General features: G+C 58.6%; 10 protein-coding genes and 1 pseudogene. 4 read left to right on the forward strand and 7 right to left on the reverse strand.

What is annotated here, in order from left to right:
• Window positions 1-4 precede the first annotated feature (4 nt).
• Window positions 5-1,849 (reverse strand): homing endonuclease associated repeat-containing protein, encoded by a 1,845-nt coding sequence (locus LCY71_RS11790; RefSeq protein ID WP_225333341.1) that lies wholly within the window; start codon window positions 1,847-1,849, stop codon window positions 5-7.
• 763 nt (window positions 1,850-2,612) lie between these two features.
• On the opposite strand from LCY71_RS11790, the pseudogene LCY71_RS21710 reads away from it, so the two are divergent.
• The 4 genes and pseudogenes from LCY71_RS21710 to LCY71_RS11810 all read left to right on the forward strand — a co-directional run.
• Window positions 2,613-3,086: pseudogene (locus LCY71_RS21710) on the forward strand (DEAD/DEAH box helicase); the annotation flags it as partial.
• 344 nt (window positions 3,087-3,430) lie between these two features.
• Window positions 3,431-4,438 (forward strand): DEAD/DEAH box helicase, encoded by a 1,008-nt coding sequence (locus tag LCY71_RS11800; protein ID WP_225333342.1) that lies wholly within the window; start codon window positions 3,431-3,433, stop codon window positions 4,436-4,438.
• A 151-nt stretch (window positions 4,439-4,589) separates the two neighbouring features.
• Window positions 4,590-5,261, forward strand: coding sequence for a hypothetical protein (locus LCY71_RS11805; RefSeq protein WP_225333343.1), 672 nt, complete (start codon window positions 4,590-4,592; stop codon window positions 5,259-5,261).
• Between the two features lie 109 nt (window positions 5,262-5,370).
• Window positions 5,371-6,063, forward strand: coding sequence for a hypothetical protein (locus tag LCY71_RS11810; protein WP_225333344.1), 693 nt, complete (start codon window positions 5,371-5,373; stop codon window positions 6,061-6,063).
• 177 nt (window positions 6,064-6,240) lie between these two features.
• Here LCY71_RS11810 and LCY71_RS11815 read toward each other — a convergent pair whose 3' ends face one another.
• The 6 genes from LCY71_RS11815 to LCY71_RS11840 form a co-directional block, all read right to left on the reverse strand.
• Entirely contained in the window at window positions 6,241-7,533 is a 1,293-nt protein-coding gene (locus tag LCY71_RS11815) for an McrC family protein (RefSeq protein ID WP_225333345.1), read from the reverse strand.
• A gap of 75 nt (window positions 7,534-7,608) precedes the next feature.
• Window positions 7,609-9,087, reverse strand: a complete 1,479-nt coding sequence (locus LCY71_RS11820; protein WP_225333346.1) for an McrB family protein — start codon at window positions 9,085-9,087, stop codon at window positions 7,609-7,611.
• A gap of 81 nt (window positions 9,088-9,168) precedes the next feature.
• On the reverse strand, window positions 9,169-9,996 hold the full coding sequence (locus LCY71_RS11825; RefSeq protein ID WP_225333347.1) for an IS5 family transposase: 828 nt from the start codon (window positions 9,994-9,996) through the stop codon (window positions 9,169-9,171).
• A 66-nt stretch (window positions 9,997-10,062) separates the two neighbouring features.
• Window positions 10,063-10,944 carry a hypothetical protein gene (locus tag LCY71_RS11830; RefSeq protein WP_225333348.1) on the reverse strand — a complete coding sequence of 294 codons (882 nt, stop codon included), beginning with the start codon at window positions 10,942-10,944 and terminating at the stop codon, window positions 10,063-10,065.
• A 431-nt stretch (window positions 10,945-11,375) separates the two neighbouring features.
• The gene (locus LCY71_RS11835) at window positions 11,376-11,663 is read right to left on the reverse strand and encodes a hypothetical protein (RefSeq protein WP_225333349.1); all 288 of its coding nucleotides are present in this window, start codon (window positions 11,661-11,663) and stop codon (window positions 11,376-11,378) included.
• 19 nt (window positions 11,664-11,682) lie between these two features.
• On the reverse strand, window positions 11,683-12,075 hold the full coding sequence (locus LCY71_RS11840) for a DUF8115 family protein (RefSeq protein ID WP_225333350.1): 393 nt from the start codon (window positions 12,073-12,075) through the stop codon (window positions 11,683-11,685).
• Window positions 12,076-12,137: the final 62 nt, after the last annotated feature.

Consider the following 12,137-nt stretch of genomic DNA (forward strand, 5'->3'; position numbering starts at 1 on the left):
CGGGTCACATGGTGTCTGCGACGTACGTCTGGATCTGCTCCTCGACGAGTTGTGCGGGCTCTTTGCCCGCCTCCTCGGCAAGTTCCGAAAGGACAGCGGCTATCGGTCCCTCGAGCGTGATCGAAAACTCTCGCTGCACGTCTGCGATATCGAGCCGCGCACGAAGTGCGTCTTCGACGAACGCGCCAGTAGAGGCGTACTCGCTGTCGTCCCCGCAGAGAGCGTCGACGAGCGTCCGCTGGTTGGCAGTGAGATCGAGCGGTACCGGTGCAGTCTCGGGAGCAGACACCTGCGTAACGGTCGGCTCGCTTCCGTCGACTGCGCGCTTGAGATGCTCGCTAACTGCCTCGACAACAAATCCCTCGTCGCGACGGCTGGCTAGCGCTGCGACGACTGCCGAGACTTCGACGGTGTCAGCTGTCGCAGTCGGCTCGCCGTTTGTTTTAGCTGTCTCGCTCGGTTCATCTAGCTCTCCGGAATCCGAAGAACCGGCTGTAGCAGCGACGTTTTGGCGCCCGTCACCATTCTCGTTCTCGTCTCTGTTCACGTCTACTCTCGAGCCCGATTGCCGTCGTCCGAGGTCCTGATCGGACTGACTGTCGTGACGTCGGGCGAAATTCCAGAACGACTCGTGCTGCTCGCGCAGCGGACTGAGCGTCTCCGTGGACAGGTACTGAATAGCGTCGCCCGTCCGGTCGGCGGTGACGAGGTTCCAGAACTCGTCTGTGTCGAATGCAACCTGACCACCTGACATACCGACGAGGAGAAACGGCCAGGGCTGATCGGGGCCTTCGACTCTGATGCCGTCATCGTACTGTGCCCAGAGCGTCGTTGTGGCGTTCCAGTCGCGGACGTGCTCGTCGACGGTGAACGCGTACGTATCGCTGTCGGACGACGCGAGAACGATATCTCCCGGACTGACGTGACTCCAGTGTTCTTCTTGCTCTTCCGGTAGCCCCCACGCGTAACCGACATCGCGTCCGATCCCGTCGATTGCGTCGAGGTCGCGCGTCTGGTTCGCGACGGTCGCCTCGATCGCGTTCGCGATCGTCTCGTTGGTCGCCTCGATCACGAGAATGCCCGGAGGTGTCTCGTCGTCATCGGCATCGCCGTCCACAAGTTCCGGGAGAAATTCCTTCGCGATCTCCGCCCACTCGTGGCTGTGGTCCCTGACGCCGGTGATGAGCCCGTGATACGACTTCGATTCGACCATCTGGTCGTTCACCTCGAAGAACGTCCGCATCACCGTTTCCGGGTCGTGTTCCTCCCTAAGGAAGTACACCGGTTCTGGCATACCGCCGGCGGAATCCGTCGCCGCCTTCCCGGCCCGGACCACGAACTTCCACATCCCGTGCTGGCGGTCGCTCACGCTCGACCCCTGTGGCATCTCGGAACTCGGGGTGGGGCCGTGCTCTCTCAGGTGCCGAACGTTCTCCGTCGCTCCGCGGTGTTCTGGCGGGTCAACTTCGGCGAAGTTGTACTGGTTCGTACTCGGCTCGATCCCCGCTTCCTCCAACGCCAGTAAGTACGAGCCGAAGACGGACTCGTACGTCTCGAAGCTATAGGTGCTGAACTCGGTGATCTGCTCACCAGTCGGGGACTGTCCGAGTTCGGACGCGACGCGCTCGAGTTCCGCGACAAGTTCTTCGGGACTGGCGTCCGGGGGATCACGATCGCCAGTGACACCGGCGGCTTCGAGCGCATTATACCACGTACCGAACTCGGCAATATAGTCCCGGATACCGCCGTCACACTCCGCCGCCACGGTCGATATATTGGGCGGTGTGTCGCTGTCAGCAGACACCGCTCGCAGATCCTCGAGAAGTTGTCCCCTGTCGATTGCCTCCATGTAGGGGCTATCTGGGTAGAGTACTGTATCGGTTTTGCTACTGATACTGGCCGGGAAGGCTTTTGCACTCCACTCGTACTTTCATCGTATCGACGACGCGAGCGCTCGTCTATGACAGTGCTCCGGTCTCCAGCCACCAATGCCAGGCAACGACCCTCTCCAGTCGCGTGACGACAAGACGACCCCCGCAGAACAGTTCGAGAGCGATCGTCTCGACCGAGAGTCGATCGACGCGACGAAGTACCCCGCTCAGGTCGATCGCGCTGCCGTCGACGTACTACGCGGGATCGCCGTCGGCGAGACCGACGACATGACCGATTTCGGCGGAACGATCGACCAGTGGAACTTCGACGAGGCGACTGGTCCGTTCTACGTCGAGGGCCTCACCGAGATCGCGGGTTCTGACTCCCCGCTAGCCGCGAACCTCCGAGAGTACGACGAGGAGACGATCGGCGAGCTCGCCTTCCAGCTCAACTCCCTTCGGCACACGCTCGATACGACCGGCGAGCCGATGGACATCGATCGCGCACTCGAGGCACTCCTGGAGAAAAATGCCACGAGTGCGATCGACCGCAGCATCAAGTCTGGTGGTAACCAGGGCGCCGGACTGCGGTCGCTCAGAGACACTGACTCAGTGAGTGACCTTGCAGCTCGGCTGTTCTCGGACCCCCGCGTCGGCGCATACGCACAGGCACTGATCGATCTGCTCCCTGAGTCTGACGTCGGCCGAGCGGAGTTGATCACTCAGCTTGACGAAGCACAAATGACGACGCCGCTGTGGCCCCACCAGCGCGAGGCCCTCCAGCGCTGGCACGCCAATGGCCAGCGGGGGCACGTCGACATGGCGACCGCGACCGGGAAAACCGTCCTTGGACTGGCCGCCGTCGCCCTCCGATACGGTTCGCTCCACCCGACGGATACAAACGAAGCTGAATCACTCGAGCGATCGTCGAACGTCCCGCCAGTTCCGGAGCAGCCGCGTGTCTTGATCGTCGCCGGATCGGACCTCCTGCTCGACCAGTGGCGGTCCGAACTTGACGAGCACCTGGACATCCCTGAAGACCGTACGACGCCGGTTAGCGAGGATGATCACCGGACGATCGAACTTGAGTGGGGAGACATCGAGTTCCGGACCGCACAGGGCCTCCTCAGGACGCCCGAGTTCAGCCGATACGATCTTGTCATCCTCGACGAGGCACACCGGTACTCGAAGGGAAGTGCCGACGGCCGGGGTTGGGGCGACCTCTTCGAGGACTTGACCGACGGCGCAAACACCGTGCTGGCGATGTCGGGCTCCGCCGACAGCGGGTGGACCGGCGACACCGCAGCGAAAGACGCCCTCGAAGGACATCTCGATCGGTGTTACAAGTACGACGTGGCCAAAGCCCGACGCGAGGGGGTCATCGCCGGCTTCTCCTGGCAAGTCCGATACCTTCCAGCAACCGGTGACCGTGTCGACCGACTGGCGGCCCAGATCGGATTACGACCGCGAACTACGATTCCGCCTCGGGGACGCTCGACGCGGATCACCTCGACGTCCCACCGTCGACTCTCCCCGACGACGTCGTCGACTACGATGACTTGCGGTCGTTTGTCCAGTCGAACGACGGGGCCGATCTACGTTCGGAATCCGCGGCGTTCGACGCATTCGCGTCGGCGCTTCTCGCCCGGAAGCCGCTCCGCTGGAACACGATGCCGGATCTCGATGCAATCGCCTCGCTCGTCGCCGAGCATGCACCGGCCCAGAAAACGGTCGTTCTCGTCCGGTCGTACGATGCAGCCGCGGAACTCGCGGAGATCCTGACCGATCAATACGACGTCGACACTGATGACCTCGCGGCGTTCACTGACTCGGGCGACGACCGGATAGAGACGGTCGAACAGTTCAATCAGGGCCAACGCGGCGTCATCGTCGGTCCCGGCGATCTCCTCGGGACTGGTGTCGACATGCCCGATGCCGAAGTCGCAGTCAACGTCTCCCGCGGTGGGGTCAATGCCTCGCTCGTCCAGCGGATCGGTCGCGTCCTTCGGAATCCGACCGGCGACAAGGAAGCGCTGTTCTATCACCTCGTTGCGCAGCCGCTTGAAGACGACGCAATCGATGCTGTTGAGGACGGTGCTAAAATTCTGGAACACGCCGCGGCGTTCCGTGCACTCGGTGAGACGTTCCGTGAACCGCCGATGTACAGGGCACACGGCAATGTTACCCCGGTACTTGTCGAACTCGAAAACAGTGGCATCGAACTGCTCGAACGAATCGATGACGAGAGCCAGCTCGTGGATGACGACAGGGCCCATGAGTTTGTCAGGGCGCTCCAGGCGAGGGTGTACGACGCAAACGAAGCGCTTGACGATCCGCTGCCCGAGACGAGCCGGTCCTCGAAGAGTGGACGAGCACCTCTTCTGCGGAAGATATTGCTGACGGGGAGCAAGTCTTCCCAGAACGCAACACGGCCTACGAGCGCTATCGTCTCTCCCTTGGGCCGTATCGGGCTGCCAAAGCCGTCGCGACGAACCTCTACGGTGCGTCGGTCGACGACGAGGAGACCGACGACGGATACCATGTTACGTTCGACGACGAGCGGCTGACGGGGACGGCCTTCCACAAGGAGCTCGAGCAGTGGCTTAACAGCTACCGCAGCTGGCGAGAGCGCTGTGACAACCGGACGGGAGCGGGGAACCCGGTTCGCTCCCCCAGTACAAGTCCGAGTGGCCGGAACCCCCCGAGGACAAGGGCGTGATGATTTCTCGAGAAGTCGTCGACGAGATCGGCGTCTCGTACGCCGATGCCGATCCGATCTTCTTTCCGTACGTCGACGGCGAGCTGTATAGCCTGCCGCTCCCCGACGGCCGCTATCTGACGGCAACGGGTATCGTCGACGATCTAAATACTACTGACGAAGATGTCGACGAGGACGAAGTCCATAGTGAGGAGGACACGGACGGTGAGATGGATGACGGTGAGTCCGTAAGTGACGAACCCATCGAACAGGAGTCAGACGAGTACACCGTCGATGCAATGCTCCTGGCGGCGGCGCAAACCCGAGATGCACCGCTTTCCGAGCTCGTTTCGGAGGGTGTATCTTCGGTGCTGAAGGATGCGATCGAAAACGATCTATCCGTCTCGACGGACGATGTCGACGGCCCCCGACGGGCGCTCGACGCTGAGATTTCTGACCGACACGAGCGGCTGTTGGACGCGATCGTCGACGATTCGGACGAGATAGAGAGCGTTGACCCACTGCTCGACCTGGCACTTCAGCGGGAGCTCACCGGTGGAATATCAGACCGGACTGTCGAGCTTGACGGCGTTCTCGCTGACGTCGTCCAGTCGATTAGCGACGACGTTTCGCTCGACGAGTACGTGGCGGACGCAGTTCGTGCAAAGATTACTGAAGAGCTGGATCTGTAATGCCATAGTATTGATCCGCAGCTACTGTAAAAGAGTGCAACTGAAAGTGGATTATGGAGAACTATGATTGGAATAGTACCTACCGGTCCTCACCAGGATGCCTGAAGCAATGACGGGACAATTCAGGATTCACATCCGGAAGGTCGACCACGACGAGTTCACTGCGTACAAGTGGGGGACAATCGATCCAGACGGGACGATCTCGATCAGTGACGAAGGCGATAGATTTGGAGACCTCGAAGAGTACGTCCGACAGACCCTGCCCGAAACATACCACTCTGAGCCACTTTCTCCTGAAATCGTGCAGTTCTGGTTAGAGCGTGGCCGCTCATACGGCTCCCAGGCGCACCGTATCAAAGCGACTGTAGAGCATCCGCTCGTCGACCGCCATCTTGCCTTCCCAGAACTCGATCTGGTTTCAGTCCTTCACGGACTCGATCAGCCGGCCTCAAGTTGCGAGGCTGTTCACCAGCTGATCCAGGATTCACCATTTGTGACTCGTTCAGACGCTTCCGAGGATGATCGTGTCGCGAGCGTGGTTTTCAACCTCCCGAAGCAAGTCGACATAGAGACGGCTGTCACTGCCACTATGAAGCAGGTGTTCGATCAGCTCTCTCCTCAGGAAATACTCGATCGGGGCTATGTTCGACGGCTTCCGTCTCGGTATCTGTTTCGAGTAGTCCAGTATGCCCGACCGGTCGCGGAGATCGGGGTCAGCCGTGAGTCCCTGTCGTCAGCAGATTCCCAGGCGGATGTAAATCCGTCAGAGCTCGCCAACAAGTGGGAGATTGTGACTCCCTGAGACGCTCTTCGACGAAGCACCCTGTTGTCATGACCCTAACGGACGGGGCTGTCGATGGATTCTTGGCTGGGGACACCGGGGGCGTCGGACATCACGTTGGGGGCGGTGACTGGGATGCTGCCATCCGTGGCTATGCGGACTTGGTCGGTGAGGGACGACTTTAGCCATGCGAGCGCGTCACTGTGCTCCGTTGCTATCCCGTGACCACACTGTTGTGGGTAATGACTCCCTGAGTGACCGCATGACGGTTTCCGGATACCGCTCTCCCACCGTGGATGTCGTCGGTATCTCTACGAGGTAGAGCTGATGGTCCAGTGAAGATGAATACGTTGAGCCGATATCAGCTTCCTGGCTTGGATAGAACAGCGCGCCAGGCACATCGTGAGCCACTTGATAGGAGATGAGCTGATAGATATCGTCGTTGGACGGTTCCCGGTCGTTGGATTCATCTTCCTTCCATTTCGCGTCTCCGACAAAGACGACGTCAGTTCCATCCTTGACGACAATATCTGGGCGAATGCGAATCGGCCGGTATCCCTCCTCCACAAGGTCGGTGCTCGAGTACTGTCCCTGAACACGCATCGAAGATCCCGCAAACAGATCCTCGAAGACGCGTTCAATGACCCCTTCGAAGATGTCGTTCATATTCACCAGCAGGGAGAATGATGGGCTCTCACCTGTCTGGAGGTTCTCTACGTAGACTCCTTGGAGGATGAGTTTCATCAGTCGGAAGATATCCTCGTAGTGATTGGCAAGTCGGGAGAGCTCGATATATTCTAACTCAGCCGTTCTTACTGGACGAAACGTTACCTGTCGCTGAAGGATCTGTTGATGCCGCTGGAGTGCAGCGCTCACCCGACCGTCCTCGAGCAACCGAAGTAACACTGTCGTCGCATAGAGCAATGATTGATTGAGAACCGTATCAGTGGTTAACTCATCATAGGTACATTCGAACTGTGTCGGTTGTGGACCCTGTCGCTGGAGTTGTCGATGGACATCGAGTCGACCACGGATGTGTTCCTCCGTGTCTGATCGTTCTCGATATTCCTTCACGAGTCCACGCTGCAGGACGTCACTTAGTTCCGTCTCGAAAAGTGTGGCAAGCGCACGAATGAACTCTCGTCCTGCAGTAATACTGGTTTCCTCAGCAATCGTATCCGCTTGGATGCCCTGAGAATACTGCAACATTTCCAGCAGACTTGTCTCGGGCACTTTCGGTTTGACCTCAATGGTCAACCCACTCGGGAGCGTGAGAATTCCGACATACTGCGTTGCCCGGAGTTTAACACGTCCGTCCGGCAGCCAGACCATGCTAATCCGGTCACTGTCGTCGTTGATTTCGTTCGCAATGACGTTGCGATCACGCGGCGTCAACTCGTCCTCAGTCAGCGGGTCGGTCTCTTGGTACTCACGCAGAACCCAGTCTGCTGATGATTCGGCGGACTGCACGGTATCGTGCGTGACGGTCATGGCAGACGTGCCTGTAGGTGACGACTCGTTGGCTGCGCCCGTCCGTGATGGATGTGTTGCGCCATACGTCGGCTGTTACTGGATACCCACCCACTCGGCGCCGACCTCGTCATGGAGATTCGAGAGCGTCTCGAAGAGTGCCTGGGGGCCGAAATCATGGATCTCCTGCGTTGCAGGATCGAACAACTGCTCGCTCGATCCATCGAAGAGCTCCTCGTTGATACGACTAAATTGCCCGAAATAGTACTCCTCCAGAAGGGGCATGATCTCGTATTGCCACCGTTCGACGATAGATTCAACTTGTCTGCGAGGAGCAGCATTCTGGTCGATACCGAGGAGATTTGTGTAGCCGATCTGCTTCCCACGACCGAGATCGGGACTCCCTCGGATTCGTTCGTTGAGTTGCTCGAGCGCTAAGATTGATACCGCGAGAAGACAGCGGGCGGGCTCAGTCGGGGTATTCGCAGCCTGGACGAGATGGGACCGTCCGTTGAACTCGTATTCGTCGTAGAAGACACCCGTTTCCGGCGGGAAATGGACGAACCGGAACCGACGACGCAATGCAGCATCGACGAGCGCAATCGACCGGTCGGCGGTGTTCATAGTACCGATGAGATACAGGTTCGGCGGGATGGCAAACTCTGCCTTCGAGTGCGGAAGCTGGACGGTAGTCGGATTGCTCGCTCCGAGTCGCTTATCGGCCTCCAGAAGCGTGATGATCTCACCGAAAATCTGAGCGAGATTGCCCCGATTGATTTCATCGATGATTAGCACGTAGGGCGGAGCATCGCCCGCATCCGTGTTCTCGTAGGCGTCCGTTGCCCGTTCGACGAATCGTTTGAACACGCCATCTTCAACGGTGTATTCTACGCTGCCGTCGCGTTCAGTCGCAGTAAGGCCCTCGATGAAATCCTCGTAGGTGAACGACGGATGAAACGTAACCGTCTCAAGCTGTTCAGCGGCGGGTTCCCCGTCTGCGGTTTCGTGCAGCCACCAACTGGCGAGTTGCTGGGCCGTGTAGGTCTTGCCAGTCCCAGGTGGCCCGTGGAACACGACCTGATTTTTTTCCTGAAGTTGCCGAACGAGCGTTTCCGCATTGTTGGGGGACTCGGCGACTGGGGTAATGGAGTCGGACGACTTGTACGCTCCACTGCTGATCTTCGTAAACCTGTCAGGGTTGAAATTGACCTCCTGGCCGCTATAGCCCGCTCTTCGTTGCAGTTCCCTGACCAGGACGATAAACAAGACCTGACCTGGCGAACAGTTGTTCAGCGAGCCGATACCGAGATCGCTGGCTTCCGCCTCGAGTTGTGCTTCGTGCTCGGTGTAGACGTCTCTGATCTGATCGAGGACTGCGATGTCCTGAGAGTGGATGTCCGCCTCGATTAGATCGCTTCGCCGGAGGGCCTCCGTCCACTTGCGGATCGTTTCAGTGGCTAATTCGGCTGAGAGCCAATTCCCGTTCTCGATAGCACCGTCCAATCGCTCAAGTACATCGGCTTCTGCCTCGTTGATCCCGTCATATTCATCGATCCGGCCTTCTCCCTCCCGCAAGAGATAATCACCGGCTTCCTCGCTGAGATTGAATAGATACTGCTGATTTGGCCGTGGTGAATCGCCAGACGTAGCTTGATTTCACGGTGTCACGGCTCGCTTGATGTTGTGAACGACACATTTCAGGACGATTTCGCGGAACTCCCGAAACCACGCTCGCGCACGCACGGCGTCGCCGAGCGTGCGCTTGATCGTCGAGAAGACGGTTTCACACGTCGATCGTTGGCGGTAGCGAGGCCCATCGATCCGCGCGTTGTGCGCGTGATCGATGGGCCGGAACTCGCGGTGTTTGATCAGTGGTCTCACGCCCTCATCGCGGAGTTTCTCGCGTAATTCCATCCAGTCGTAGCCTTTGTCTGCAGCGAGGCTGGCCAGGTCGCCCGCGTTGCGGCGGGCGACCTGCCAGCCGAGCTGTGTGTCGTGGCGTTTCTCGGTCGTACAGTGAACGTCCAGAATCGCGTGGCTTTCTGTGTCGACGAGCGCAGTCGTTTTGAGCGTCTGGACGCGGTAATTCGTCCGGCGGCAGTAGTGTTTGCTGGCGGTTTCGCGGTCGAAGAACGTCGCGTCGATGGCGGCGTGACCGCTTGGCTCGTGCAGCTGCGCCGAGAGGCGCAGCAGTACTCGCCAGAGCGCTGTCTTGATTCTGTCAAACCACTTGACTAGCGTGGAGTGGTCGGGAAGATCGGCCGCGTTGAGGCCGATCTCCCCGAGTATTTGTGGCATCTCACTCAGCAAATCGAGTGCTTCTCGGTAGGATTTTTCCAGGTAAACCCGCAGACAGTGCAGCGACACTACCGCATACTCGGCGAAGCCGCCACCCCCTTCGGGGGCGGCGACTTCGCCTCGCCCACCAACAGCATTTTTAGCTAACTGAACGACTTTGCTCGTGAAGCGGGAAATTTTCGACATAGGCATCGACGGTTTCCCGCTTCACTTTCCTCGTTCTGACGGTCGAAGCCGACGCCGTCTAGCGATTCACCAGAGCCGCTGATTTATTCCACCGGGATTGACCGGGTAGTACTGTTCAAGTCGGACCTCTTCTTCCCACAGTTTCGCAAAGACATTGGCGAACTCGAGGGGTTCATCGAATGACGTGAACGACGTCTCGACGATATAGCGTTCAACGAACTCCGTATCGCCGGCCCTGGATGAAGCTTCTTCGGCGGGAATTTCCCTGACCTCGGCCGGTTCCGTCACTTCGTGATAGCCCTGTACCTGGCCGTCAGAATAGCTGAAGACAACGTCGCCGGGTTCGAGTTTCGGTAAGTCGTACTGGAAGTAGTCGTCCGTTGGGGCCTGGAGGTACTCGTCTTCGATCTCGTCCATGCTCTGATTCACCCAGTAGTAGGGTGCCGTCGGCGAGATGCTCTCCAGCCGAGGGTCCTGTAGTATCTCGCTCGCATCCTCTTCGAGAGTCGTCCCAGTGAGATACTCAAAGAGCGCGTTCCAGTTGTCAACGTATCCGCTAAAAGGCTCCTTGTAGTTGCCGGGCTCCGAGGTGTCGATATGGACATCACCTCTCTCACTTGTCTCCTGTCGGAGGACCTCCTCAGTCACTAAGATGAAGTGGTCCTGATCGAGGTCGAACTCGTCTTTTGATCGAACATCAAGTTGTACCGCAAAGACCCGTTCGTTCCCGTCTTCAGCCATCTGGTCTACTTCTCTGTCGAACCGCTGCCAGATGTGGTCTTCTGCGCGACCATCGTATTCAGAAGCCCGAACTTTGCCTATCGCAGGCTGGTCACCGTCCACCCGTATGTGGAAAATGTCGGTTTCTCGAATTTCGATATCCGCACCGACTTCGTCCGCAATCTCATCGAAATACGAGAGCCAATCTTTGACTGCCTGTCGTGGCATTGGATCCACGTTTGGTGATAAGCATAAATGCGTTCTGTACCAATATTACTTATCAGATACCTACCACTCGTTTGTTCGGCGAGGACGAACAGCGATCCGCCTGTACTCACCACTCATTCGTCGTCATCAGCGAGGTCCGGATGCTCCTCGATCACCTCGTCTAAGAGTTCATCGATCGTTGCCCCGTCAGCGCTTGCGCCGTCGGAACTACCTGTTTCCGACCGGTGAGAAAAGTACTGCCGGTCGGTTTCGAAGGCATGGAGTGGACACGGACAGTGGATATGGAGAACCACAGGGCACCGTTCCTGATCCGGGTGGTCTCCGAGACAAACACTCCTATCCTCGGGCCATTGAATCGGTCGGTCACAGAACTGACAGCGCTGGGCCATTACACCGGTACTGGAGTTGCGGACCGCAAATAGTCACCCGACTCACGCATCGGTATCCGAGGAGACGATCCGCACGTCGAGATCGAGTGGGTCGAGTCTGGCTTTTACCGCCTCGAAGAGGTCCTCGCCGGTCACCCGCTCCGCTTTGGTCACCGATTCGAACGGGGAGTCCACTTCCTCGTGATGCGTTATGAAGTATCCTCCCTCGTACCGGTCCAATACGCCGGCAACGTAGCTGTTCTCACCGGTGTACTCTGCGTCTCCAGACGCGGTGAGATATCCGGTCCGGTCTCCGTTTTCGTACACTTCCAACCGTGGTTCCTCAGTCATCTGTCCGTCTAGTCCGGAATCACTCATAGGCTTCGTCGGCCGCTGCGTTCACGGCGTCCTGAAGGACGACGTCGTGCTGCGGCGCCACATCGGCGAGCGCGGTGAGGGCAAGTCGAGCAATCAGCGTCTCCGCGTCTGGGATATCGAACGCTTCGTTTCTACGCTCGCACAGTCGGCGAGACAGGTCTTCGAGAACGGCAGGGTGTTCGTTGAGAACCCGAATGAGCGCAGCCACGGTTTGATCCTCGATGGTCACTGAAGGCGAAGCAGAGCCTTCCGAAACTGCTGTGAGCTCTTGCTGGAGGTCATCCTCGAGGGCGTGGGCGACGTTGTTCGTTGAGCCGAAGCCGACACGGCTGTCTCGAGTACTTTGTTCGGCTTCTGAAGGATCCTCCTCACCGTTTTCTGCCATGATACGCGAGGGTATGCGAGGACTGCGGGATAATGGTACTGACCGATCACCGATGTTAGAAC

This window comes from Halomicrobium urmianum (assembly GCF_020217425.1).
Taxonomy (GTDB): Archaea; Halobacteriota; Halobacteria; order Halobacteriales; family Haloarculaceae; genus Halomicrobium; species Halomicrobium urmianum.

What these genes read in the sequence shown, in the direction of transcription:
- LCY71_RS11790 (WP_225333341.1), bottom strand. Translation starts at nt 1,849, where the DNA reads ATGGAGGCAATCGACAGGGGACAACTTCTCGAGGATCTGCGAGCGGTG.
- LCY71_RS11805 (WP_225333343.1), top strand. Translation starts at nt 4,590, where the DNA reads ATGATTTCTCGAGAAGTCGTCGACGAGATCGGCGTCTCGTACGCCGAT.
- LCY71_RS11810 (WP_225333344.1), top strand. Translation starts at nt 5,371, where the DNA reads ATGACGGGACAATTCAGGATTCACATCCGGAAGGTCGACCACGACGAG.
- LCY71_RS11815 (WP_225333345.1), bottom strand. Translation starts at nt 7,533, where the DNA reads ATGACCGTCACGCACGATACCGTGCAGTCCGCCGAATCATCAGCAGAC.
- LCY71_RS11825 (WP_225333347.1), bottom strand. Translation starts at nt 9,996, where the DNA reads ATGTCGAAAATTTCCCGCTTCACGAGCAAAGTCGTTCAGTTAGCTAAA.
- LCY71_RS11830 (WP_225333348.1), bottom strand. Translation starts at nt 10,944, where the DNA reads ATGCCACGACAGGCAGTCAAAGATTGGCTCTCGTATTTCGATGAGATT.
- LCY71_RS11835 (WP_225333349.1), bottom strand. Translation starts at nt 11,663, where the DNA reads ATGACTGAGGAACCACGGTTGGAAGTGTACGAAAACGGAGACCGGACC.
- LCY71_RS11840 (WP_225333350.1), bottom strand. Translation starts at nt 12,075, where the DNA reads ATGGCAGAAAACGGTGAGGAGGATCCTTCAGAAGCCGAACAAAGTACT.